Annotated in this window: 20 protein-coding genes; 10 read left to right on the forward strand and 10 right to left on the reverse strand. The window is 71.0% G+C overall.

Going from position 1 to position 23,217, the window contains the following annotated elements:
* The first annotated feature begins 21 nt into the window (after positions 1-21).
* The 3 genes from ngcE (ABZS40_RS18990) (at position 22) to ABZS40_RS19000 (ending at position 3,297) form a co-directional block, all read left to right on the forward strand.
* Positions 22-1,437: an N-acetylglucosamine/diacetylchitobiose ABC transporter substrate-binding protein gene (gene ngcE, locus ABZS40_RS18990; protein ID WP_354944514.1), complete on the forward strand. Its 1,416-nt coding sequence runs from the start codon at positions 22-24 to the stop codon at positions 1,435-1,437.
* A 64-nt stretch (positions 1,438-1,501) separates the two neighbouring features.
* Positions 1,502-2,410, forward strand: coding sequence for a sugar ABC transporter permease (locus ABZS40_RS18995; RefSeq protein WP_354944515.1), 909 nt, complete (start codon positions 1,502-1,504; stop codon positions 2,408-2,410).
* On the forward strand, positions 2,407-3,297 hold the full coding sequence (locus ABZS40_RS19000) for a carbohydrate ABC transporter permease (protein ID WP_354944516.1): 891 nt from the start codon (positions 2,407-2,409) through the stop codon (positions 3,295-3,297). The genes ABZS40_RS18995 and ABZS40_RS19000 overlap by 4 nt, the downstream gene beginning before the upstream one ends.
* A 178-nt stretch (positions 3,298-3,475) precedes the next feature.
* Here the strand turns inward: ABZS40_RS19000 and ABZS40_RS19005 are convergent, their stop codons facing one another.
* Positions 3,476-4,462 carry a BadF/BadG/BcrA/BcrD ATPase family protein gene (locus tag ABZS40_RS19005; RefSeq protein WP_354944517.1) on the reverse strand — a complete coding sequence of 329 codons (987 nt, stop codon included), beginning with the start codon at positions 4,460-4,462 and terminating at the stop codon, positions 3,476-3,478.
* A gap of 206 nt (positions 4,463-4,668) precedes the next feature.
* Here ABZS40_RS19005 and ABZS40_RS19010 point away from each other — a divergent pair, with 206 nt between their 5' ends.
* The 5 genes from ABZS40_RS19010 to ABZS40_RS19030 are packed head-to-tail and all read left to right on the forward strand — an operon-like array spanning position 4,669 to position 9,683.
* On the forward strand, positions 4,669-5,622 hold the full coding sequence (locus ABZS40_RS19010; RefSeq protein WP_354944518.1) for a MurR/RpiR family transcriptional regulator: 954 nt from the start codon (positions 4,669-4,671) through the stop codon (positions 5,620-5,622).
* Entirely contained in the window at positions 5,619-6,368 is a 750-nt protein-coding gene (locus ABZS40_RS19015) for an SIS domain-containing protein (RefSeq protein WP_354944519.1), read from the forward strand. The genes ABZS40_RS19010 and ABZS40_RS19015 overlap by 4 nt, the downstream gene beginning before the upstream one ends.
* A 26-nt stretch (positions 6,369-6,394) precedes the next feature.
* Positions 6,395-7,831, forward strand: coding sequence for an N-acetylglucosamine/diacetylchitobiose ABC transporter substrate-binding protein (gene ngcE, locus ABZS40_RS19020; protein WP_354944520.1), 1,437 nt, complete (start codon positions 6,395-6,397; stop codon positions 7,829-7,831).
* Between the two features lie 17 nt (positions 7,832-7,848).
* Positions 7,849-8,757, forward strand: a complete 909-nt coding sequence (locus ABZS40_RS19025; protein ID WP_354944521.1) for a sugar ABC transporter permease — start codon at positions 7,849-7,851, stop codon at positions 8,755-8,757.
* Positions 8,757-9,683, forward strand: a complete 927-nt coding sequence (locus tag ABZS40_RS19030; protein ID WP_354944522.1) for a carbohydrate ABC transporter permease — start codon at positions 8,757-8,759, stop codon at positions 9,681-9,683. Before ABZS40_RS19025 ends, ABZS40_RS19030 begins: the two co-directional genes overlap by 1 nt.
* Positions 9,684-9,689: 6 nt before the next feature.
* On the opposite strand, the gene ABZS40_RS19035 is transcribed toward ABZS40_RS19030, so the two are convergent.
* Entirely contained in the window at positions 9,690-11,381 is a 1,692-nt protein-coding gene (locus ABZS40_RS19035; protein WP_354944583.1) for an ABC transporter ATP-binding protein, read from the reverse strand.
* A 50-nt stretch (positions 11,382-11,431) separates the two neighbouring features.
* Positions 11,432-13,138 (reverse strand): ABC transporter ATP-binding protein, encoded by a 1,707-nt coding sequence (locus tag ABZS40_RS19040; protein WP_354944584.1) that lies wholly within the window; start codon positions 13,136-13,138, stop codon positions 11,432-11,434.
* Between the two features lie 120 nt (positions 13,139-13,258).
* Between ABZS40_RS19040 and ABZS40_RS19045 the strand changes: the two genes are divergently transcribed.
* Complete coding sequence (locus ABZS40_RS19045) at positions 13,259-14,968, forward strand: bifunctional 3'-5' exonuclease/DNA polymerase (protein WP_354944585.1); 1,710 nt, start codon at positions 13,259-13,261, stop codon at positions 14,966-14,968.
* A gap of 171 nt (positions 14,969-15,139) precedes the next feature.
* Positions 15,140-15,733, forward strand: a complete 594-nt coding sequence (locus ABZS40_RS19050) for a nucleotidyltransferase family protein (protein WP_354944586.1) — start codon at positions 15,140-15,142, stop codon at positions 15,731-15,733.
* Here the strand turns inward: ABZS40_RS19050 and ABZS40_RS19055 are convergent.
* The 7 genes from ABZS40_RS19055 to ABZS40_RS19085 form a co-directional block, all read right to left on the reverse strand.
* Positions 15,730-16,575 (reverse strand): helix-turn-helix domain-containing protein, encoded by an 846-nt coding sequence (locus ABZS40_RS19055; RefSeq protein ID WP_354944523.1) that lies wholly within the window; start codon positions 16,573-16,575, stop codon positions 15,730-15,732. The genes ABZS40_RS19050 and ABZS40_RS19055 overlap by 4 nt on opposite strands.
* A 9-nt stretch (positions 16,576-16,584) precedes the next feature.
* The gene (locus ABZS40_RS19060) at positions 16,585-17,421 is read right to left on the reverse strand and encodes an alpha/beta hydrolase (protein ID WP_354944524.1); all 837 of its coding nucleotides are present in this window, start codon (positions 17,419-17,421) and stop codon (positions 16,585-16,587) included.
* Positions 17,422-17,674: 253 nt separating this feature from the next.
* On the reverse strand, positions 17,675-19,084 hold the full coding sequence (locus tag ABZS40_RS19065) for a GH1 family beta-glucosidase (protein WP_354944525.1): 1,410 nt from the start codon (positions 19,082-19,084) through the stop codon (positions 17,675-17,677).
* Positions 19,081-19,554 (reverse strand): hypothetical protein, encoded by a 474-nt coding sequence (locus ABZS40_RS19070; RefSeq protein WP_354944526.1) that lies wholly within the window; start codon positions 19,552-19,554, stop codon positions 19,081-19,083. Before ABZS40_RS19070 ends, ABZS40_RS19065 begins: the two co-directional genes overlap by 4 nt.
* A gap of 179 nt (positions 19,555-19,733) precedes the next feature.
* Complete coding sequence (locus tag ABZS40_RS19075) at positions 19,734-20,642, reverse strand: amidohydrolase family protein (RefSeq protein WP_354944527.1); 909 nt, start codon at positions 20,640-20,642, stop codon at positions 19,734-19,736.
* Complete coding sequence (locus ABZS40_RS19080) at positions 20,639-21,448, reverse strand: metal-dependent hydrolase (RefSeq protein WP_354944528.1); 810 nt, start codon at positions 21,446-21,448, stop codon at positions 20,639-20,641. Before ABZS40_RS19080 ends, ABZS40_RS19075 begins: the two co-directional genes overlap by 4 nt.
* A gap of 103 nt (positions 21,449-21,551) precedes the next feature.
* On the reverse strand, positions 21,552-23,183 hold the full coding sequence (locus tag ABZS40_RS19085) for a protein kinase (protein WP_354944529.1): 1,632 nt from the start codon (positions 23,181-23,183) through the stop codon (positions 21,552-21,554).
* Positions 23,184-23,217: the final 34 nt, after the last annotated feature.

Consider the following 23,217-nt stretch of genomic DNA (forward strand, 5'->3'; position numbering starts at 1 on the left):
GACCCGACCCGAGGAGAACCCATGAACAGGCGTGACATCCTGCGGCGCAGCGCCGCCGCCGGCCTCCTGGCCACCCCCGCCGCCGGCCTGCTGTCCGGCTGCGCCACCAGCGGTGGCGGTGACAAGACCGATGCCGAGACCTACCAGGGCACCAAGAGCGCGCAGAACCCGCTCGGCGTGAAGGAGGACGCCCCACTCGAGGTGGTGATCTTCGGCGGCGGCTTCGGCGAGGAGTACGCCAAGGCCCACGAGGCCATGTACACCGAGAAGTACCCGAAGGCGAAGATCAAGCACTCCTCCACCCAGGAGATCAGCAAGACCCTCCAGCCGCGCTTCGTCGACGGCACCCCGCCGGACGTGGTCAACAACTCCGGCTCCGGCCAGATCGACTTCAACGGCCTGGTCAGTCAGAACGCCCTCGCCGGCCTCGACGACCTGCTCGCCGCCCCGAGCCTCGACATCCCCGGCAAGACGGTCAAGGACACCCTGCTGCCCGGCGCTGTCGAGGTCGGCTCCTACGACGGCAAGTTCCTGGTGCTCAACTACACCTACACCGCCTACGGCATCTGGCACTCCGCCAAGCTCTTCGCCGACCGCGGCTGGTCGTACGCGAAGACCTGGGACGATCACATCGCGCTCTGCAAGCAGATCAAGGCCGCCGGCATCGCCCCCTGGACGTACGCCGGCCTGCACCCGCGCTACATGAGCTGGCCGCTGATCTCCACGGCCATCAAGCTCGGCGGCCCGTCCGTGGCGACCGCCATCGACAACCTGGAGCCGAACGCCTGGAAGTCCGACTCGATGCGGACCGCGGCCGACGCCTGGCACCAGATCGTCAAGGACAAGTACATCCTGGACGGCTCGCCGGGCCTGGACCACAAGCAGTCGCAGACCGCCTGGTGTCAGGGCAAGGCCGCCTTCATCTCCTGTGGCTCCTGGCTGGAGAGCGAGCAGAAGGACGTCACCCCGGCCGGGTTCCACATGACCATCGCGCCGACGCCGAGCCTGGGCAGCGGCGACAAGCTGCCGTTCGAGGCGATCCGGGGCACCGCCGGGGAGCCGTTCATGGTGCCCGCCAAGGCCCGCAACGTCGCTGGCGGCCTGGAGTACTTCCGAACCATGCTCTCCAAGAAGGGCGCCCAGGACTTCACGAAGAGGGTCGCCAGCCTCACTGTGGTCGCCGGAGCCACCGAGGGAGTCGAGCTGCCGTACGGGCTGAGCACAGTGGTCACGGCCCTCGACGCGTCCGGCGCCAACGGCTTCAACTGGGTCTACAACAACTTCTACCGCAAGTTGGAGCGCAACCTCATCGACGCCGCCTGCGGCGAGTTCTTCAGCGGCCGGATCGGCCCCGCCGAGTTCCTCGAACAGTGCCAGAAGGGCGCCGACTCGATCGCCCAGGACAGCTCGATCAAGAAGTACAAGCGAGCGGCCTGACCGCCCGGCCGGTGGGGGAGAGGTCCGCCCCCACCGGCCGTACCCCAACGGAGAGGTCCCTCTCGTGAAACATGGCAAGTGGCCGCTGATCGTCACGTTCCTGGTGCCACCGGTGCTGCTGTACGTGTTCTTCGTCGTCTCGCCGTACCTCCAGGCGTTCCAGATCTCCACCACCGACTGGCTCGGCTACTCGGCCGACGCCAACCCGGTCGGACTGGCCAACTTCAAGACCCTCTGGCACGACGACTACGTGTGGAACGCGCTGAAGAACAACGCGATCCTGCTGGGTCTCGTGCCGGTGCTGACCATCGTGCTCGGGCTCTTCTTCGCCACCATGCTCGCCATGGGCGGGCGCAAGGGCAGTGCCGGCGTCACCGGCGTACGCGGCGGCGCGCTCTACCGCACTGTCTACTTCTTCCCCCAGGTGCTCTCCGTGGTGATCATCGCGTTGCTGTGGAAGGAGGTGTACCACCCCAACCAGGGGCTGCTCACCAGCGCCGCACACGCGGTCGGCCTGCCCGCGCCGACCTGGCTCGGCGACCCGGCCACCGCCTTCTGGTGCGTGCTGGCGGTGATGGTCTGGAGCAACGTCGGCTTCTACGTGGTGCTGTTCGGCGCGGCGATGTCGGCAGTGCCGAAGGAGATCTACGAGGCGGTGCTGCTCGACGGCGCGTCCCGGTTCACCACACTGCGCCGGGTCACCCTGCCGCTGCTCTGGGACACCGTCCAGGTCGCCTGGGTCTACCTGGCCATCTTCGCTCTGGACGGGTTCATCCTCGTGCAGCTGATGACGAACGGCGGCCCGAACTTCTCCACCGACGTGATCGGCGTCCGCATGTACGACACCGCCTTCGGCAGCGAGACCAAGTTCGGCTACGCCTCGGCGATCGGCGTGGTGATGTTCTTCCTGACCCTCTCGGTGGCGGTGCTGTCGCTGCGCATCGGCCGGCGCGAACGGATCGAGTACTCGTGACCACTCTGGATCAGCCCACTGCCACCTCGGTTGTCAGCCAGGACCGTCCGCTGCGCCGCGAACTCGGCGTGGCCAACGCCCTCTCGCACGGCTTCCTGCTGCTCTGGGGCCTGCTCACCGTGCTGCCACTGCTGTGGATGTTCATCAGCTCGTTCAAGACCAACGGAGAGATCCTCGCGGACCCGTGGGGGCTCCCCGGCGCACTGCACCTGGACAACTGGGCACGGGCCTGGACCGGCGCGCACATCGGCAGGTACTTCCTCAACAGCCTGGTGGTGGTGACCGGCTCGGTGAGCCTCACCATGCTGATGGGCGCCACCGCCGCGTACGTCTTCGCCCGCTACGAGTTCCGCGGTCGCCAGGTCGTCTACTACCTGTTCGTCGGCGGGCTGATGTTCCCGGTGTTCCTCGCCCTGGTGCCGCTCTTCTTCGTGGTCCGCAACGCCGGCCTCTTCAACACCTGGCTCGGGCTGATCCTCGTGTACGCGGCCTACTCGCTGCCGTTCACCGTGTTCTTCCTGACCGCGTTCTTCCGGACTCTGCCGACCTCGGTGGCGGAGGCCGCGCTGGTCGACGGCTGCGGTCACTTCCGGCTGTTCCTCCGGGTGATGCTGCCGATGGCCCGTCCGGCAATGATCAGCGTAGCGATCTTCAACTTCCTCAGCCACTGGAACCAGTTCCTGCTACCGCAGGTGCTGTTGCAGGGCGACGAGTCCAAGTGGATGCTGGCGCAGGGGCTGTTCGCGCTGTCGGTCAGCCAGGGGTACGCCGGCGACTACGCTCGGCTCTTCGCCGGGTTGAGCATCGCGGTGCTTCCGGTGCTCGCGGTCTACGTGGCCTTTCAGCGGCAGGTGCAGGCGGGCCTCACCGCAGGACAGCTCAAGTAGAGCCCACCCACCGCTGACCGATATCGATCATCGCCTCCTGCGGCCCGGAATGGCCTTCCCGCCGCCTGGGTCGTGCTTGATCCTGGATGTGGTCCCCTCCTCGCGGCGTAGGGGCCACCACATCCTGGTTCGAGCACGATCATGAGTGGTCGCGGCGCGGCGGGTGCGGGGTGGCGGGTCAGGGGGTGGGGAAGAGGCGGGCGTGCAGGGCGCCCGGGTCGGTCACCTCGGGTAGGCCACGGGCGGCGAGCCAGGCTGCGGCGGCGGCCCCGTCTCCGGCGGTGCGCAGTGGCGCGTCCGGCCAGTGTCGCGTGATCTCGGCCCGGACGGCGGCGGCGAGCGGGGTGTCCGCGGTGAGCAGGCCGCCGCCGAGCACGATCGGCGTCACCGTCCCGGCGGGGCGGATGCGGCTCACGCTCTCGGTGAGGTGCGTGGCGGCGTCGCTGATCAGCTCGGTGGCGACCGGGTCGCCGTGGGTGGCGGCGTCGACGACCAGCGGCGCGAGCCGGGCCAGGTCGATGGGGGGTCGACGGGTCACCGTCTGGATGGTGGCGTCGACGGTGTCCCGGGGGCGGGCGGCGATGTCGGCGCTGCCCAGAATGTCGGTGAGCACGGCCGTGGTCAGCGCGCCAAGCCCACGGCCGGCGTCCAGGTCGGCGAGCAGTCGGCGCACGGCTTCCCGACCGAGCCAGAAGCCGGAGCCGGCGTCGCCGAGGAGCCAGCCGTGGCCGTCGGCGATCCGGTCGAGCCGCAGCTCGTGGACCTGGGCGGTGATCGCGCCGGTGCCGGCGATGAGGATGGTTCCGTCCGGGGCGGCGGTGCCGGAGGCGTACGCGACCAGGGCGTCGCCGTGCACCTCGTACGGGCAGCGCAGGCCGGCGTCGTGCCAGGCCTGGTCGAAGGCGGCCCGCCCGGCCGGGTCGGCGAGCAGCCGGCCGGCTCCGGCGAGCCCGATGGTGCCGGCGGCCGCCCGCGTCGGGTCGACGTCGGCGAGCGCCTCGCGGAGCGCGGTCAGCAGTTCGGCGGCGGCGCGCTCGGCGCCGTGACTGGTGGGGTTGCCGCCGCCGGCGCGGCCGGTGCCGACGCGTCGCCCGCTGAGGGTGAGGACGGTCGCCCGGGTGGACGTACCGCCGATATCGAGACCCACCACGACGGTGTCGGACATCGGCTCGAGTCTCCTTGCGCGGAACGGCGATCTGGCTTGTTCATGCTGGTCGGCGGGGTCGTGCGGGGCAAGTTGTGGCGGGCGTGGAGGGCCGTGCGTCAGGTAACAGTTTGAAAACCTCGCCCACAGTCTTGACACAGAGGGTCGTTCAGTAAGAACTTTTACCACTAACAGTTAACAGTCTTTTCGGAAAGCGGAGGCAGCTCATGGTTGATCACGAGGTGGACATCGCCGCGGGGACCGCGGTGGTCGACGCCGACGTGATCGACCGGCGAACCTCGGCCTCCGACGGGGTGTTGGCCCGGGTCCGCAACGGGCTCGGCGAGTTGACCGGCGCCCTGCACCGGGTCGCCGAGCACGTGCTCAGCGACCCGGAGGCCGCCGCCCGCTCGACGATCGTCGAGCTGGCCGAGCGCAGCGGCACCTCACCGGCGACCATCACCCGCTTCTGCCGGGCGATGGGCTTCGAGGGGTACGCCGACCTGCGACTGGGCATCGCCTCCGAGACGGGCCGGGCGCGCTCGGCCGGTTGGACCATCGACATCGGACGCGAGATCCAGCCGAGCGACCCGCTCGGCCGGGTGCTCGACCAGATCATGGCCGCCGACACCCGGGCCATGCACGACACCGCCACCCTGCTCGACCTCACCGAGGTGGAGCGGGCCGCGGTGGCGATCGCCGGCGCCAGCAGGGTGAACATCTTCGGTGCCAGCGGCAGCGCCCTGGTCGGTGAGGAGATGCAGTTCAGCCTGCACCGCATCGGTGTGGCGGCGTGGGCGTGGAACGACGTGCACGAGGGGCTGGCCAGCGCCGCGTTGCTGCGATCGGGGGACGTGGCGCTCGGCATCTCGCACACCGGGCAGACCCGGGAGACGATCGAGATGCTGGCCGAGGCGGGCAGCCGGGGCGCCACCACGCTCGCACTCACCGGCTTCCCCCGCTCGCCGTTGGCGGAGCTGGCCGACATCGTGCTGCTCACGGCCAGCCAGGCGACCACCTTTCGGCCGGACGCGCTCTCCGCCCGGCACCCCCAACTGGTGGTGCTCGACCTGCTCTACATCGCCGTCGCCCAACGCACGCACGACCGCGCGCACGCGGCCTTCCGGCGGACAGCGCAGGCCGTCGACGGGCACAAGGCGGCGAAGGGAGCCCACTCATGATCAGCGCCCAGGGGTACGCGGACGCCGTCCGCCCGGTGCTCGACCGGCTGATCGACTCGGAGGCCGACGGGATCACCCGGGCCGCCGACCTGATCGCCGACAGCCTGCGCGACGGCGGCGTGCTCCAGGCGTTCGGCGCCGGTCACTCGGAGGCGTTCGCCGCCGAGCTGGTCGCCCGGGCCGGCGGGTTGGTCCCCACCAACCGGCTCTCGGTACGGGACCTGGTGGTGCACGGTGACGCCCCGCGTGACGTGCTCGCCGACCCCAAGCTGGAACGTGATCCCTCCATCGCCCACCAGATCTACGCGCTCGCGGCGCCCCAGCCGCGCGACGTGTTCGTGGTGGCGTCCCAATCCGGCATCAACGGCTCGGTGGTCGAGCTGGCGGCGCTGGTCACCGAGCGCGGTCACCCGTTGATCGCGGTCACCTCGGTCGAGCACACCGCGCGGGTCGCCCCACGGCACCCGTCCGGGCACCGGCTCGCCGACCTCGCCGACGTCGTGCTGGACAATGGCGCGCCGTACGGCGATGCACTGCTGCCGCTCGAGGGCGGCGGCGCGGTCTGTGCGGTCTCCTCGGTCACCACGGCGCTGCTGGCGCAGTTGCTGACCGCGGAGGTCGTACGACGGTTCCACCAGGCCGGGGAGGTACCCCCTATCTACCTCTCCGCCAACGTCCCCGGCGGGGACGAGCACAACCTCGCCCTCGAGTCGCGGTACGCCGGGCGCCTCCGGCGCACCGCCTGACCCGAATTCCACAAGGAGACACGACGATGTCGATTACCCCCGAACACCCGGCCGCACTCGACCGTCGCACGGTGCTGCGTCGCGCCGCCGCCGTGGGCATGCTCGCCACTCCGGCCATCGGCCTGCTCGGCGCCTGCGCCACCAGCGGCAGCGACGGTGACAACGAGCAGGTCGCCGGCGGCACGAAGAGCGAGAAGAACCCGCTGGGCGTCAAGGAGGACGCCGCGATCGAGGTGGTCATCTTCAACGGTGGCTACGGCGAGAAGTACGCCACCGACGTGCACGAGCCGCTGTACAAGACGGCGTTCCCCAAGGCCGAGGTCAAGCACCAGGCCACTCAGGCCGTCTCGACAGTGCTCCAGCCGCGGTTCGCCTCCGGTAACCCGCCGGAGTTCGTGAACAACTCGGGCGAGAAGCTGATGGACTTCGGCGCGCTGGTGGCCGACGGTCAGCTTCAGGACCTCACCGAGCTGTGGGACGCGCCGTCGGTCGACGACCCGGCCAAGAAGGTCCGCGACACAGTGGTGCCCGGCACCATCGAGGCGGGCTCGTTCAACGGCAAGCCGTTCGTTCTGTACTACGTCTCCACCGTCTTCGGCATCTGGTACTCGGGCAAGCTGTTCAAGGACAACGGCTGGGCGCCGGCGAAGAACTGGGACGACTTCATCACCCTGCTCACGGCCATCAAGGGCAAGGGCATCACCCCGTACGGCTACGCCGGTGCGAACGCGGCCTACTACCAGTGGAACGTCATTCTCACCCACGCCGCCAAGATCGGTGGGACGGACGTTCTCAAGAACATCGACAACCTGGAGGATGGCGCCTGGAAGCAGGACGCGATCAAGCAGGCGGCCACGGCGTGGGCCGAGGTCGGCGCGAAGTTCAGCGACAAGAGCTTCGAGGGGCTCAAGCACACCGACGTGCAGCTGCGGCAGAACCAGTACAAGGTGGCCATGTACCCCAGTGGTGACTGGCTGGAGGGCGAGCAGAAGAAGGACACCCCGGCCGGCTTCGACTACCAGCTCATGCCGGTGCCGAGCATGTCCGCCTCGGACAAGCTGCCGGCGACGGCGCTGCGCGCCACCGCCGGTGAGGGCTACTTTGTCTCGGCAAAGAGCAAGAACCCCAAGGGCGGGCTGGAGTACATGCGTCAGATGCTGTCGAAGGCAGGCGCAAAGGGCTTCACCGAGGTGGTCAAGGCCCCGACCGTGGTCACCGCCGGTTCGGAGGGCTTCGCCTTCCCGCCCGGTGTGGCCAGCTCCCAGGCCGCGCTCAAGGCGGCCGGTCAGGACGTGTTCAACCTGTACTTCGACGGCTGGTACAAGGAGCTCGACACGGAGGCGCGTACCGCCACCAACGAGCTGATGTTCGGCCGGATCAACGCGGACGCCTTCGTGGAGCGGATCCAGAAGCGCGCCGACGCGATCAAGAAGGACAGCTCCGTCACCAAGTTCAAGCGCTGATCGATCGGAGCTAGGTCATGCGGCACGGCAAGTATCCATTCGTGATCGGGTTCCTGTTCGCCCCGGTCGCGCTGTACGTGACATTCGTGATCTGGCCGTACGCGCAGGCGTTCCAGATCTCGATGACCAACTGGCGGGGGCTGTCCGCCCCGCAGTGGGTGGGCTTCGACAACTACCGGAGGCTGCTTGACGACGGGGCCTTCTGGAAAGCGGTCCAGCACCACGGCGTACTGCTGCTTGCCCTGCCGCTGATCACCATTGCCATCGCGCTGTTCTTCGCCTTCCTGCTCAATGTGGGCGGCAAGAGCAGTGGTGGTCAACGCCAGGGGGTCTGGGGGGCGAAGTTCTACCGTGTGGTGTTCTTCTTCCCCCAGGTCCTGGCGGTGGCCATCATCGCGGTGTTGTTTCAGATGGTGTACCGGCCGAACGAGTCCGGCCTGATCAACGGCGTGCTGATGAAGTTCGGCCTGGAGCCGATCCTCTTCCTGGTCAAGCCGAACCTGGCCCTCTGGTCGATCCTCGCGGTGCTGGTCTGGCAGGCGGTCGGCTTCTACGTGGTGCTCTTCTCGGCCGGGATGGCCTCCATTCCCGGTGAGATCTACGAGGCCGCCGAGATGGACGGGGCGACGAAGGTGTCCCTGTTCTTCCGGGTCACGCTGCCGCTGCTGTGGGACACGCTCCAGGTGGCCTGGGTCTACCTGGGCATCGCGGCATTCGACTGCTTCGCCATCGTGGCGGTGCTGTCGGTGGACGGTGGCGGCCCGGACGGCGCCACCACAGTGCTGGCGATGGAGATCTATCGCAACGCGTTCGTCTACTCGAAGTACGGCTACGCCTCGGCGATGGGCGTGGCGCTGTTCTTCCTCACCCTCACATTCGCGGCGCTGACGCTGCGGCTCACCAAGCGGGAAAGCGTGGAGTACTGATGAATCCGCAGTCGACGCTGCCGCCGCCGGCGGCGCTACCGCCGAAGACCGGTGACCCGTCCGCCGCTACCGGGCGGGGCGGCAAGGGCCCTCGCTCGGAGGTACGTCTCTTCGCCAACCTGGGCCACGTCGCGCTCGCCGTGTGGGCGGTGATCGTGATCGTGCCGATCCTCTGGACCTTCCTCGCCGCGTTCAAGAACACCAGCGAGATCTTCAGCAGCCCCTGGACGCTCCCGGCGGAGCTGCGCTGGGAGAATTTCTCCCGGGCCTGGACCAAGGCGAACGTCGGCCGGTACTTCCTGAACAGCGTCATAGTGGTGTCGTGCAGCACGTTCCTCACCATGCTGTTCGGCTCGATGGCCGCGTACGTGTTGGCCCGCTACAAGTTCTGGGGCAACCGGGCGGTCTACTTCCTCTTCGTCTCGGGGTTGGCCTTCCCGGTCTTCCTGGCCCTGGTGCCGCTCTTCTTCGTGGTGAAGAACCTGGGTCTGTTGGACACCCACACCGGCGTGGTGCTGGTCTACACCGCGTACTCGTTGCCGTTCACTGTGTTCTTCCTGGCCGCTTTCTTCAAGACGCTGCCGTCGTCGGTGGCCGAGGCGGGGATGATCGACGGCTGCTCACACACCCGGCTGTTCTTCCAGGTGATGATGCCGATGGCGAAGCCGGGCCTGATCAGTGTGGCGATCTTCAACATCATCGGCCAGTGGGCGCAGTACCAGCTCCCGTTGGTGCTGCTCTCCAACGCCAAGGACAAGTGGGTGCTCACCCAGGGCATCGCCGACATCTCGGTCAACGCCGGCTATGAGGCGGACTGGTCCGGGTTGTTCGCCGCGCTGACCATCGCCATCCTCCCGATGATCATCGTGTACGCGGTCTTCCAGCGTCAGATCCAGGCCGGCCTCACCTCCGGAGCGGTGAAGTAGGACGCCTTACCGCTCGTCGACGCGGGTGTGCCAGGAGCGCCACAGGGCTGCGTACGCGCCACCGGCCGCGACCAGCTCGTCGTGGCTGCCGATCTCGGTGATCCGACCGTCGGCGAGCACGGCGACCCGGTCGGCGTCGTGGGCGGTGTTGAGCCGGTGCGCGATCGCGATGACGGTCCGCCCGACCAGCACGGCGGCCAGCGCGCGTTCGGTCCGGCGGGCGGTGGACGGATCGAGCGCGGCGGTGGCCTCGTCCAGGATCAGCGTGTGCGGGTCGGCGAGCACCAGCCGGGCCAGCGCGAGCTGTTGGGCCCCGGCCGCACCGAGTTGACGGGCCCCGTCGCCGAGCTGGGTGTCCAGGCCGTCGGGCAGCTCGGCGAACCACTCGGCGCCCACTGTGAGCAGCGCGGCGCGCATCTCGTCGTCGGAGGCGTCGGGCGCGGCGAAGGAGAGGTTGTCGCGTACCGAGCCGATGAAGACGTGGTGCTCCTGGGTGACCAGGGCGATCCGGCGGCGTCGCTCGGCCGGGTCGAGGTCGGTGACCGGGCAGCCGCCGATGCTGACGACGCCCTGCCGCGGCGCGTCGATCCCGGCCAGCAGCCGGGCCAGGGTGGACTTGCCGGCACCGGACGGGCCGACGACGGCCAGCCGCTCACCGGGCTGCACCTCCAGGTCGATGCCGTGCAGCACGTCCGGCCCGTCGGAGTAGGAGAACCGGGCGCCACTGACGACGAGCCGCTCGCCCCGTGACGAGGCGGCCGTGCCGGGTGCTTCCGGCGGGACCATGCCGACGCCGAGCAGCCGCGCGTACGACGCGAAGCCGCGTTGCGCCTGCTCGGTCCACTGCAACAGCCGGTCCAACGGGTCGATCGCCTGTTGCAGGTAGAGCGCGGCGGCGACCACCGCGCCGAGCGACACCATGTCCCGGGAGAGCAGGTAGCCCCCGACGAGCAGGACCATGGCCACCGGCAGCGGATAGCTGGCCTCGACCACCGAGAAGAACACGGTACGCAGCGCGAGGGTCGCCCGGCGGGCCCGCCACACCGACGTGACGCGGGTGGTGCCGTGCCGGATCCGGTCGTCGGCCAGCCGCAGCGCCTCCACGGTGCGCGCGCCCTCGGCGGTGGTGGTCAGCGTCTCGGTCAGCTCGGCCGCCGCCGCGCCCTCGGTGAGGTACGCGGAGCTGGCCCGGCGCAGGTACCAGCGGGTCACCGCCACGATCGACGGGAGCCCGGCCAGCGCGGCCAACCCGAGCAGCGGGTGCAACAGGAAGATGGCCCCGAACAGCAACGTCAACTGCACAGTGGCGATGACGATGGTGGGCACCACGTCGCGGACGGTGGTGCCGACCGTCGACACGTCGACCGAACTGCGGGTGGCCAGGTCCCCGGAGCCGGCGCGCTCGACGACCGAGACGGGCAGCCCGAGAGTCCGGGAGACGAACTCCTCGCGCAGCTCGGCGACGGCCCGTTCGCCGAAGCGGTGGCCGGCGTACTGGGCGTACCGGGAGAGCAGAGCGCTGACCAGGACGCAGCCGGCGATGGCCAGTGCCAGCCGGTCCACAGTGGCCGCACCCGCGCCCGCGGTGACCCGGTCGACGATGGTGCCCAGCAGCCACGGCGGGGCGAGCCCGGCGACCGCGGCCCCGCCGTGCAGCGCCAGCACGATCCCAACGGCACGCCGGTGCCGGCTGATCATGTGCCGCAGGGCCCGGCGGACGGTGCCACGGTCGGCGACCGGCAGCCGGCTCACCGGTACGCCTCCTCGCTGCCGCGGGCCACCAGGTGCCGGTAGGCCGGGTCGTCGTCGAGCAGGTCGGCGTGGCTGCCGGTGGCGGTGATCTGGCCGGCGCTCAGGAGCGCGACCAGGTCGGCCCGGCCGAGCAGCAGCGGCGACGTGGCGATCACCACTGTGGTCCGCCCGGCCCGCGCGGCCCGCAGCCGCTCGGCGACCCGCGCCTCGGTGTGCGCGTCCACTGCCGACGTCGGGTCGACGAGGATCAGCACCTCCGGTTCGCTGCTCAGCGCCCGGGCCAGACGCAGCCGTTGGCGTTGACCGCCGGAGAGCGTCCGGGCTCGGGCGTCGATCGGGGTGTCCAGCCCGGCGGGCAGGGCGTCGACGACGTCCTGCGCCGAGGCCGTCCGCAGGGCCGCGCCGATCCGTTCGTCGTCGCCGTCGGCCCCGGCACGCAGGATGTCGCGCAACGTGCCGGCGAAGAGGTAGGAGTCGTGGTCGGCGACGAGGATCCGCGCGCGGACCTCGTCCAGGGCGACCTCCCGCAGCGGCACGCCGCCCCAGGTGACGTCGCTGGCGACGTACCGGCCGAGCCGGTCGGCCAACGCCACGGCCGCCGTCGGGTCGTCTGCCGCCACAGCGGTCAGCTGGCCGGCGCGCACGGTCAGGCCGGTCGCCGGGTCGTGCAGGTCGGCCGGGCCGTCCGGCGCGGTCAGGTCGTCCGGCCGGCGTGCCTCGGGCACGGCGCCCGGCCACCGGCGACCCGGGCCACCGACGTCGTCCGGTGTCACGTTGAGCAGGTCGGTGATCCGTCGGGCGGCGACCCGACCGCGGATGAGCTGGTAACTGCCCTCCAGCAGGAACCAGACCGGCACGATCAGGGTAGCCACGTAGCCGTAGACGGCGACCAACTCGCCGATCGTGACGTCACCGGTCACCGCCATCCGGGCCGTCAGCCACACCACCGCCGCCAGGAACAACCCGGGGATGGCGACAGTCGCCGCGTCGATCCAGCTGTTGACCGCGCCGACCCGGTAGCCCTCGGCGCGTAGCTCCTGGGACCGGGCCGCGTACCGCCGGGCGAACAGGTCCCGGCCGCCCACGCCGGCGAGCACCCGCAGCCCGGCCACGATGTCACCGGATCGGGCGGTGAGCGCGCCCTGTTGCCGGCGGTAGACCGATTCGACCTGCTCCAGGCGGCGCAGCAGCGGCCCCACGATCAGACCGACGATCGGCACCCCCACCAGCACGCAGAGCGCGAGCATCGGGGAGATCGACCAGAGCACCACGGCGATCACCCCGTACGCGATGATCGCGCCCACGCCCGGCCCGGTCAGCGTCAGCACCTGCGCCGTCCAGTCGATGTCGGAGCCGCCGATGGTGGACACCTCGCCCGCCCCGACCCGGCGGGGCAGCACCGCGCCGATGCGGGACAGGTGGCGCAGCAGAACCTCCGCCGAGCGGGCCTTGGCGTCCTCCCGGAGGAAGGTCATCGTGCGGTGCCGCATGATGCCCAGGTAGGACAGGCCCACGCCCGCGACGACGATCGCCGCGACCCAGAGCGCCAGGGCCTGGGTGTCGTGTGCGCGCAGCCCGTCGTCGACGGCACGGTAGATCAGGTAGGGCCGCACCGAGAGCCCGATCATCCACGCCGTGCCGATCAGGCTGCCGCGCAGCACCCGCCAGGGTTGGCAGCGGGCCAGCCACCAGAGGTAGCGCATCGGACCGCGGGCGTCGGGGGTGCCAGGATCGGGATGCGGGATCTGCGGAGGCACCCGACAACGCTACCGACCGGCCCTGACACACCACCGCCCCGATCATGGTGAGGTGCGCCTCCGTTTCTGTCGGACGGGAGAGGCAGAATCACGTTCGTGCTGGTGGCGGTGGTGTCCGACGAGCGGGGTGGGGGAGTGCTGTGCCCGCTGGACGCCACCGGCCGGCCAACCGGTCCGCCCGAGGTCGTCACCGATCTGGTCGCCGCGGTCGCCGCCCGCGAGGCCGCCGAGCACCCACGCTGGGTCTGGTCGACAGCCACGGCGGTCTACCCGACGCTGCTGCGCGCCGGCGTCCGGGTCGACCGGTGTCACGACGTGGAGTTGACCGAGGCGTTGCTGCTCGGGCACGTGGGCCGTTGGGGCGAGCCCCGCTCGCTGGCCGCCGCCTGGGCCCGGCTGACCGGCACGGCGGTGCCGCCCGACCCGCCGCCGCGCGCCGCCGCGCCACCCGGGCACGGGCAGGGCGCGCTCTTCGACACGGTGCCCGGTCCGCCGGGCCCGGGCATCGAGGCACTGACCCAGGTGTACGCCGACCAGCTCACCCGCGTCGCGGCGACCGAGCACCCCGGCCGGTTCCGGTTGCTGGTGGCCGCGGAGTCGGCCGGCGCGCTGATCGCGGCGGAGATGGGCATTGTCGGGCTGCCCTGGCGTGCCGACGTGCACAACGAGATCCTGCACGAGCTGCTCGGCGAGGCGTCCCCGGTCGGTGGTCCGCCACGCCGACTCGCCGAGCTGGCCGCCCGGATCGCCGACGCGCTCGGCGTACGTCGCCTGCACACCGACTCCCCGGCGGAGCTGCTGAAGGCGTTCGCCCGGGTCGGGGTGGAGCTGCCCAACACCCGGGCCTGGGTGCTGCGCGGGGTGGACCATCCGGCGGTGCCGCTGGTGCTGGAATACAAGGAGCTCTACCGGATCTGGACGGCGCACGGCTGGTCCTGGCTCGATCAGTGGGCGCGGGGCGGCCGGTTCCAACCGGAGTACGTGCCGGCTGGTGTCGTCTCCGGCCGATGGGCCACCCGGGGTGGTGGCGCGTTGCAGATCCCGAAGGTGATCCGCCGGGCGGTGGTGGCCGATCCGGGCTGGCGTTTGGTGGTCGCCGACGCCGGCCAGTTGGAGCCTCGGGTGCTGGCCGCGGTGTCCGGCGACGCGCGGTTGGCGGCGGCGGGCGGTGCCGGCGACCTCTATGCGGCCCTGGCTCGGGACTCGTTCGGCGGCGACCGGGCCAAGGCCAAGGTGGCCCTGCTCGGTGCGATGTACGGGCAGACCGGCGGGGCCGCGGTGCCCGCGTTGGCGGTGCTGAAGCGCAGCTACCCGACGGCGTTCGGTTACGTCGAGGCGGCCGCGCGTACCGGCGAGACGGGTGGGTTGGTGCGGTCGTGGCTGGGGCGCACGTGCCCGCCCGGCTCGGCCGGGTTCGGTGATCTCGACGACGAGCCCTCCGACACGGAGGGGGCGGCCGATCCGCACAGTCCGCGGGCGCGTGCCGCCCGGTCCCGGGGGCGCTTCACCCGCAACTTCGTCATCCAGGCCACGGCGGCGGAGTGGGCCTCCACGTTGCTGGCCACGCTGCGGACGGAGCTGTCCGGCACCGACGCCGAGCTGGTCTTCTTCCAGCACGACGAGGTGGTCGTGCACGCTCCCGCCGATCAGGCGGACGCGGTCGCCGAGGCTGTCCACCGGTGCGGCGAGCGGGCCTCGGCGCTGCTCTTCGGTGCGACGCCGGTCCGGTTCCCACTGGACCTGTCCATCGTCGACTGCTACGCCGACGCCGCCTGACCGTCAGAGTGTCAGTGTCGGCGGGTGCCGGTCGTGTAACGGTTGTGCTATTTCTCCTTTTCGCCCCGCCACCCCCGGCTGGCCGTCCTCGTTGCAGTGTCCGTAGGAGGGGACGGATCGGTCACGGTCCGTCCCGTGCTGGAGGGGGCGCAGCTGAACCGGATCGCAGGAATGATCATCGCCGCAGGCGGGGGACGACGGATCGGTGGTCCCGAGGCGCTGCTGCACCAGGGTGACAAGCCCCTGGTGAACCAGATGATCGACACGATGACCGAGGCGGGCTGCGAGCAGATCGTGGTCGTCCTGGGTGCTGCCGCCGAGCAGGTCCAGGAGACCGCTGACCTGGGCAAGGCCACCGTTGTGATCAACAAGGCGTGGGGCACCGGAGTCGGCTCGTCGATCCGGGCCGGCCTGGCCGCGATGGACGACGAGGGGATCGAGGCGGTGGTGGTGGTGCCGGTCGACATGCCGGGCCTGACCGCCGAGGCGGTCGGCCGGGTGGCCGCGCTGCCGTACCCGGACGTGCTGGTCTGCGCCACCTACGACGGGTTGCGCGGCTACCCGATGCTGTTCGGCCGCCGGCACTGGCCCGGCATCGCCACCCTGGCCAGCGCCGACGTGGGCGCCCGGCCGTACCTGTTGGCGCACAAGGACCAGATCGTCGACATCGCCTGCGACTCGGTGGCCGACGGCAGCCGGGTCGACACTCCGGAGCTGATGGAGATGTACGGGCTCACCGTCCCGCCGCAGCGCGTCGGGGTCTAGGCGGTCGAGGGGGCGGGCCATGCCACGTGGTCGATCGCAAGCCACGGCGCGGCGGCCACCGCCGTGGGCGTCTGCCCGGCGAACTCCCACACGTCACGGTGCAGGTGTGACTGGTCGACGTAGCCGCTCTCGGTGGCAGCAGTGGCGGCGGGGTGACCTGCGGCGAGCAGGTGCGCGGCGTGGTCGAACCGCACCAGGCGGGCTGCGCGTTTGGGTGTGATGCCCAGCTGGGACCGAAAGCGGGACAGCAGGCGCTTGCGGCTCCAGCCGACCTCGTCGGCCAGGCTGTCGACCCGTATCCGGCCTCGGCTGCTGCGGGTCCGTCGCCAGGCGTGGGCGACCTCCGGATCGGGCGGTCGACGGGCGTCCAGCCGCCGGCCGAGCATTCCCGCGGCGATGGCGAACCGTTCGTCCCAGGACTCGGTGGCGCGCAGCCTGGCTTCGGCGCGTTCGGCGGCGCGGCCCCAGACGTCGTCGAGGGAAACCACAGCCCCGCAGATCTCCGTCGACGTGCCGAGCACGGCGGCCGCGGCGACCGGCTCCAGCCGGATCTGAAGGCATTCGCCGAACCCTCGGCCGGTCGCCCGGAGGTCACCGGGAAGCAGGCCTACGACGGCGCTGCCACTTCTGTGCTGGCCGTCCACGGCGTAGGTGAGGCCCGCTTCCTCGCTGAGGTCGACGATCACTGTGATCGACGGGTGCGCGACCATGGCGATGTCCACCGGCGCGCAGGCGCGATGTCGGAACCCGGCCATGCGGACCCCCGGCAACCGGGCCGACGGGCGCGGGACCACCACGTCCACCAACGACCAGTCGAGCGGGGTCGTCCCCATCGGCCGCATCTGCCGAGTCTAGGCAGTCGGGGTCGCCGGTGGGGTGCCCGCGGCCGTTGCGGTGAAGCCCAGCAGCAGCCTGCTGGTCGCCTCGGGCGCTTCCAGCAGGGGTACGTGTCCGACGCCGGGCAGCAGCTCGACCCGTGCCTTCGGGACCGCGTCGTACCGGTGCGCCGACTTCGGGTTCCAGCGGGGGTCGCCGCCGCCGAAGACCACCAGCACCGGGACGTCGAGGGCGGCAAGGCGCTCGGGCACGCTCCGCTCCTCGATGTACGCGGTGTAGGCGCGCAGCACCGACCTCAGCGTGCGGTACGTGAGGTGTCGGACGTCGCTGACCAGCTCGTCCGGAACGTCGACCGGACGGGCGCAGGTGACGTTGATTCCCCTGCGGATCATGGCGTCCGACCGCCGCGCCCAGAGAAGCGGGCCGAGCGGCGGAGCCAGCAGGGCCCGGAGCAGGGCCGGCTGTGGGAGCAGAGCGTCGGGACTCGGGCCGGTGCTGACCAGTGCGAGCGAGCGCACCAGGTCCGGGCGTCGTTCGGCGAGCGCGGTGGCGACGTAGCCGCCGCTGGAGTGCCCGAGCGCGACGACGGACCGGACGCCGAGGTCGTCGAGCACCGCCGCCACCCGGTCCGCCTGGTCGGGCACCGCGTACGACGACGAGGCCGGCGACCGGCCGCAGCCCGGGAGGTCCACCCGGATGACGTGGTGGTGGCCGGCGAGGGCCGGCACCACCAGATTCCAGGATGCGCCCGACATCCCCGATCCGTGGATCAGCACCAGCGGCGGCGCCTCCGGTGGACCGTCGTGCACCACGTGCATTCCCTGCGACCGCGCACCGTCGTACTCGCTCATGGGAACGACCATGCACGGGCCGCCGGTCGACTGTCTTGGACAAATGTCGTCGCTGAATTCCGCCGCAGCGGGTGGGCGTCTGGCCGCACGCCTGACGTCGGCGGGGGCAGCACCCACCCATCGCCCCCTTTGCTCTGCTTCAACCCGCGCAACAGCGCGCGTCCGTTATCCGGACACCAGCTGTTGCGTCCGTTGAAGCAGAGCAAAGGGGGCCGAACACACCCTCGCCATCGGCCGGGAGAACCGGTCCGATCTACTCCGAGATCCGGTCCAACTCACCTGTGGCGGCGAGCCGCTGGTACCAGTGGGCGCTGTCTTTCCAGGTGCGTACCTGGGTGTCGTAGTCGACCCGGATGATGCCAAAGCGACGGTCGTAGCCGTAGCCCCACTCGAAGTTGTCCAGCAACGACCAGACAAAGTAGCCGCGCACATCCGCGCCCTGCGCGCGGGCGTCGGCCATCGCGCCGATGTGCCGACGCAGGTAGTCGATCCGCCGCTCGTCGTGGATCCGACCGTCGGCCGACACCACATCGTCGAACGCCGCGCCGTTCTCGGTGATCATCATGGGCTGGCTGGGGTATTCGCGCTGGAGGCGCAGCAGCAGCTCGGTCAGCGCCGGCGGGTCGATGTTCCAACCCATCGCCGTGTACGGGCCGGGCTGCGGCAGGAAGTCGACGTTCCCGGCGGCGACCCACGGCGTCGACGTCGACGCGCCGTGCCCGTCGGCGTCGGAGCGGGCCGACACCCCGTCCCAGGCCCGGACCAGGGTGCTGGAGTAGTAGTTGACCCCGAGCACGTCCAGCGGCACCGCGATCAGCTTCTCGTCGCCCTCGCGGACGAACGACCAGTCGGTGACGGAGGCGGTGTCGGCCAGCAGGTCGGCCGGGTACTCCCCGTCCAGCATCGGGCCGAGGAACGCCCGGTTCGCCAACGCGTCGATCCGCCGGACCGCGTCCTGGTCGGCGGCCGAGTCGGACGCGCCCCGGATGACGTGCAGGTTCAGCGTCACCGACAGCTCGGCGGACGGAGCCAGCTCCCGGACCACCCGGCCGGCCAGGCCGTGCGCGAGGTTGAGGTGGTGCACCGCGGCCAGCGCCGCCGCCGGCTCGGTCCGACCCGGCGCGTGCACGCCGGAGGCGTAGCCCAGGTACGCGGAGCACCACGGCTCGTTGAGCGTCGTCCAGGTGTGCACCCGGTCGCCCAGCGCGCCGACGATGCCCGCCGCGTACTCCTGGAAGCGCAACGCGGTCTCCCGCGCCGCCCACCCGCCGGCGTCCTCCAACTCCTGCGGCAGGTCCCAGTGGTACATGGTGGCCACCGGGCGGACGCCCCGCTCCAGCAGCCCGTCCACCAGCCGCGAGTAGAAGTCGATGCCGGCCTGGTTGAACCGGCCCGAGCCGCCCGGCTGCACCCGGGGCCAGGAGATGGAGAACCGGTACGCGCCGAGCCCGAGGTCGGCGATGTGCCCGAGGTCGTCGGCCCACCGGTGGTAGTGGTCGGCGGCCACGTCACCGGTGTCGCCGTTGAGGGTGCGACCGGGTGTGCGGCTGTAGGTGTCCCAGATGGACGGTCCGCGCCCGTCCTCGGTCGCCGCGCCCTCGATCTGGTACGCGGCCGTCGCCGAGCCCCAGACGAAGCTCTCCGGGAAGTGGTGTTGCGTCATCGTTCCGTCCCCTGGATCTCGCAGATGTAGCCCGTCGAGGTGCCGGCGACCAGTTCGGCGCTGGCCGTCCCACCCTCGTAGCGCACGTCGAACTCGGCGCCCGGCCCGTTGCCGGGTGACGGTACCCGTACCCGGGTCCGCTGCCCCTCGGTCGGTGCGTACATCCGTAGCCGCACATCGTCGGCCCACTCGTAGTCCGGTCGGTCGGTGCGCGAGCCGAAGGGTATGACCGCGCCCGGTCGGGCCAGCACCGGCAGGCTGTCGAAACCGTGCTTCTCGGTCAACCAGGCCGGGCCGGTGACCTGCGTGCCGGTGACCAGGTGCGTCCAGGTGCCGGCGGGTACGTAGTACGTGACGTCGCCGTCGGCGCTGAGCACCGGGGCGACCAGCACGTCCGGGCCGAGCATGCACTGCCGGTCCAGGTGCGCCGTCGCCGGGTCGTCCGGGAACTCCAGGAACATCGGCCGCATCACCGGCGTCCCGTCGTACGCCCGCGGAGTTCAGCACAGTGCGAGCCGGACCTGCGTAACGAGCGGACCGCGCTGATCTTGCACTTCCTGTTGCCGACACGGATGGATATGCGCCTTGTGTCGGGACAGAAAGTGCAAGATCGCGGAGCCGAGCGGCGGGGCGGGGCGCGGCGCGGGGGTCAGGGCAGGTTGAGGAGGGTGGCGGCGCTGTTCCAGCAGACCGCGCGTAGCCAGTCGTCGCCCAGGTCCAGTCGGGCCAGCCCGGTCACCTGGTCGGCGTACGGGTACGGGATGTTCGGGAAGTCGCTGCCCAGCAGGACCTTGCCGGCCAGCCCCAACTCGCGCAACCGGGGCAACTCCTCGGCGGGGAAGGGGACGAACTGGTCGAAGAAGGGCGTGAAGGCCATCGTGGTGTCCAGCCGGACCTGCTCGTACGTCTCGGCGAGGTCCAGGAAGGCCCGGTAGTCCGGGGCGCCCATGTGCGCCACCACGGCGGTCAGCCGCGGGTGGCGGGCGAGCAGGGCGGCGAAAGGGTCGGGGCCGGTGTGCGCGGTTCCCACCGGGGCGTGCCCGGCGTGCACCACCACCGGCACACCCGCGTCGGACAGCATCCCCCACACCGGGTCCAGCGCCGGATCGGTGGGCGCGAAGCCGCCGACCTGTAGGTGCAGCTTGAACAGTCGGGCGCCTTCGGCGAGGGCCGCCTCGACGTACCCGGGGGCCTCCGGCTCGGGATAGAACGTGGCCGAGGCCAGGCACCCGGGGGTGTCACGGGCGAAATCCAGCGTCCAGCGGTTGAGTTCCGCCGCCATGCCCGGTCGGTGCGCGTACGCCAGGGCGCTGAACGCCAGCACCCCGAGCCGGCGCAGGTGCGCGACCCGGTCGGCGTCGCTCCACCGGTAGAGGATCGGCCACTCGGTGCCGACCAGCGGCCCGGCGGCGTCGAAGTAGGCCCACACCCGACGCAGCAGGCGTGGCGGCAGGAAGTGCACGTGCACGTCGGCGAGGCCGGGCAGCCCCAGGGCGCGGCAGAACTCCGGTACGCGTTCGTCCTCGGCCGGCGGGATCGCCGGCGCCTCATCGGTCATATCTCGATGTCGAAGCGGCTCAGCACCGAGGGCGCGATCAGGCCGACGGTGGCGAGCGCCGAGACGACTGTCAGTGCGACGCGCATCCCGACCACCTCGGCCTTGCTGCCGACGCGCAGGGCGATGCTGCTCGGCAGGCCGATCATCATCCACATGCGCCGCTTGATCGGGATCGGCCAGAGGATCGGTACGCCCGCTCTGGTGATCATGTCGCCGAGGATGTGCACGAAGCAGCCCACGCCCAGCGCGGTGCCGATCAGCGGATAGCCGCGTCCGCCCGGCAGGTTGGCGAAGGTGAACCAGGCTGCCCCGGCCGACGCGAGAGTGATGATCACCCACCCGGCCCGCTCGGCCCACTCGTCGAACAGCCCGCGCAGCGCGAGGCCGAACATGAAGAACAGGATGGTGATGACCGCCCACTTGCCGTACGCGGCGCAGAGCGCTGTGGTGCCCCAGCCGACCAGCAGTGTGAACGGCAGCGTGTGGGTCAGCGTCCGGTGCCCGTTGTTGCGGCGGGGGTCCCTGCTGAGCTTGGTGGCGTAGTAGACCCCGAGGGAGACTTTCTCCATCACCTCGGCGGCGAAGAGCGAGAAGACCCCGAAGGTACGGGCCACGGTGGCCCCACCCTGGTTCTTGGTCACCTTGCCCGACATGTCGAGGTCGGGAAAGAGCGCGCCACCGGCGCACACCGCGGTGCCCACCGCCAACGCGAGCGGCGACTGGTGGTAGTCGGCGAACTGCTCCAGTGCCCAGGAGCCAGCCAGCCACACCGCCGCGCCGGACAGCGCGTGTTGCGGTCCCATCATCTCGGCTCACCCTCCCCAGGGATCTTGAGCGCCCAAAACTACGCCACTGTAGTCAGCGTCGGCGCCGCAGGGGCATCACCCGCAACGTCCACATCGGACCTTGTTACAGGGTGGGGGTGAAGCTCTGCCGGATCATCGGCAAGTATGCCGCGTTGACCTGCCAGTCGAACTCTTCTGTCAACCACGAGACGGTGTACGAGCGGTCGGCCGAGGTGTTGGCCAACAGCCGGAAGCTGTGCACCGGAACGCCGACGGCGTTCTGCCAGCCGCACTCCCACACCGCGCCACCCTCGAAGATGTCCATCGCGGAGATGTCCACCTGGCGATAGTCCGGCAGCGCGGCACTCGCGGTCAGCCGAGCCTCCTCGGCCTTCCAGTGCGCCACCGGATCCGGACGGGCCGGCCCCACCTCGACGCTGAGCACCCGGGTCCCGCCGGATCTCCGGAAGCAGGTCACCGAGCCCTCGGTCCAGCGCGCCCAACCGACCGGCGCGGCGATCCGGAACCCGGTCGGGTCGTCGTACCAGGTCCAGCCCTCGCGCAGCCCGTACTTCACGTCGGGTGGCGGTGACACCGCCACCACCGGGGTCGCCGCTGGTGGCGGGGACGACGCGCAGGCGAACGCCGCCGGCCGGGAGGTCGGCGCGCCACCGCCCGAGCCGGACGGTGGGGTCCGATCGGCGTGCCGGTTGACCAGCGCCAGCGTGACGCCACCCGCGACGAGCACAGCGGTGGCCACACAGGCCAGGGCGATCAGGCGCCCTCGCCGGCCAGATGGGCGCCGCGGGCGCGGGCTCGGGGCTGGCGTGGCCGGCTCACCCGGCGGGGCCACCGGTTCGACCGGGTGCGGTGCGATGGCCCGTCCGGTGCTGCGGATCGCCGTGACCGCCGAGGAGCGGACCGACCCGGCGGGCTCGTCGTCGCTCGCCGCGGCGCTGCGCAACAGCGGCTCTGCCTCGGCGGCGGTCAACCGCCGCCAGGGGTCGCGCTGCAACAGGCCGATGAGGGCGGGACGCAACGGGCCGGCCCGACGCATCGGATCCGGTGGTTCGGTGGCCAGCGCGCTGAGCGTCGCCATCGCGCTCGACCGTGCGTACGGTGACTGCCCCTCGACCGTCGCGTAGAGCGTGGCGCCCAGCGACCACATGTCGGTGCGGGCGTCGGACACCCCTTCGCGAGCTCGCTCGGGGGCGACGAACTGCGGCGAGCCGAGCACAGTGCCGGGCCCGGTCATCACACCCTCGCCGCCGTCGAAGGTGGCCAGCCCGAAGTCGGTGAGCACCACCCGACCGTCGTCGGCCACCAGCACGTTGTGCGGCTTCACGTCGCGGTGCAGCACCCCCGCGGTGTGCGCGGCCCGCAACGCGGCGAGCACCGCCAGCCCGATCCGGGCGGTGCGCTGCGGGCTCAGCGGCCCCTCGGCGCTGATGATCTGCTGCACCGACCGCGACGGCACGTACTCCATCACGATCCAGGGGCTCTCCCGGTCGTGGACCACGTCGTAGAGGCGGACCACGTTGGGATGGTTGAGCCGGGCGGCGGTGCGTGCCTCACGCAGGGTTCGTAGCCGCAACTCCTCGCGCTCGGTCTCGGCCAGCCAGGACGGCGGCACGACCTCCTTCACCGCCACGTCGCGATGCAACATCTCGTCGCGAGCAAGCCACACGCGGCCCATTCCGCCGGTGCCGACCAGGTCGAGCAGCCGGTACCGACCCGCGATCAGCAACTGATGCACGGTCGCTCCCCCTCGGTCACCCCGGGATCCACGA

The sequence above is a fragment of the Micromonospora sp. NPDC005324 genome (genome assembly GCF_040607155.1).
In the GTDB taxonomy this organism is placed as follows: Bacteria; Actinomycetota; Actinomycetes; order Mycobacteriales; family Micromonosporaceae; genus Micromonospora; species Micromonospora trifolii.

Coding starts and splice junctions, on each gene's coding strand:
- ngcE (WP_354944514.1), top strand. CDS start 22: ATGAACAGGCGTGACATCCTGCGGCGCAGCGCCGCCGCCGGCCTCCTG.
- ABZS40_RS19005 (WP_354944517.1), bottom strand. CDS start 4,462: ATGTCCGACACCGTCGTGGTGGGTCTCGATATCGGCGGTACGTCCACC.
- ABZS40_RS19010 (WP_354944518.1), top strand. CDS start 4,669: ATGGTTGATCACGAGGTGGACATCGCCGCGGGGACCGCGGTGGTCGAC.
- ABZS40_RS19015 (WP_354944519.1), top strand. CDS start 5,619: ATGATCAGCGCCCAGGGGTACGCGGACGCCGTCCGCCCGGTGCTCGAC.
- ngcE (WP_354944520.1), top strand. CDS start 6,395: ATGTCGATTACCCCCGAACACCCGGCCGCACTCGACCGTCGCACGGTG.
- ABZS40_RS19025 (WP_354944521.1), top strand. CDS start 7,849: ATGCGGCACGGCAAGTATCCATTCGTGATCGGGTTCCTGTTCGCCCCG.
- ABZS40_RS19030 (WP_354944522.1), top strand. CDS start 8,757: ATGAATCCGCAGTCGACGCTGCCGCCGCCGGCGGCGCTACCGCCGAAG.
- ABZS40_RS19035 (WP_354944583.1), bottom strand. CDS start 11,381: ATGATCAGCCGGCACCGGCGTGCCGTTGGGATCGTGCTGGCGCTGCAC.
- ABZS40_RS19040 (WP_354944584.1), bottom strand. CDS start 13,138: ATGCGCTACCTCTGGTGGCTGGCCCGCTGCCAACCCTGGCGGGTGCTG.
- ABZS40_RS19050 (WP_354944586.1), top strand. CDS start 15,140: ATGATCATCGCCGCAGGCGGGGGACGACGGATCGGTGGTCCCGAGGCG.
- ABZS40_RS19055 (WP_354944523.1), bottom strand. CDS start 16,575: ATGCGGCCGATGGGGACGACCCCGCTCGACTGGTCGTTGGTGGACGTG.
- ABZS40_RS19060 (WP_354944524.1), bottom strand. CDS start 17,421: ATGAGCGAGTACGACGGTGCGCGGTCGCAGGGAATGCACGTGGTGCAC.
- ABZS40_RS19065 (WP_354944525.1), bottom strand. CDS start 19,084: ATGACGCAACACCACTTCCCGGAGAGCTTCGTCTGGGGCTCGGCGACG.
- ABZS40_RS19070 (WP_354944526.1), bottom strand. CDS start 19,554: ATGCGGCCGATGTTCCTGGAGTTCCCGGACGACCCGGCGACGGCGCAC.
- ABZS40_RS19075 (WP_354944527.1), bottom strand. CDS start 20,642: ATGACCGATGAGGCGCCGGCGATCCCGCCGGCCGAGGACGAACGCGTA.
- ABZS40_RS19080 (WP_354944528.1), bottom strand. CDS start 21,448: ATGATGGGACCGCAACACGCGCTGTCCGGCGCGGCGGTGTGGCTGGCT.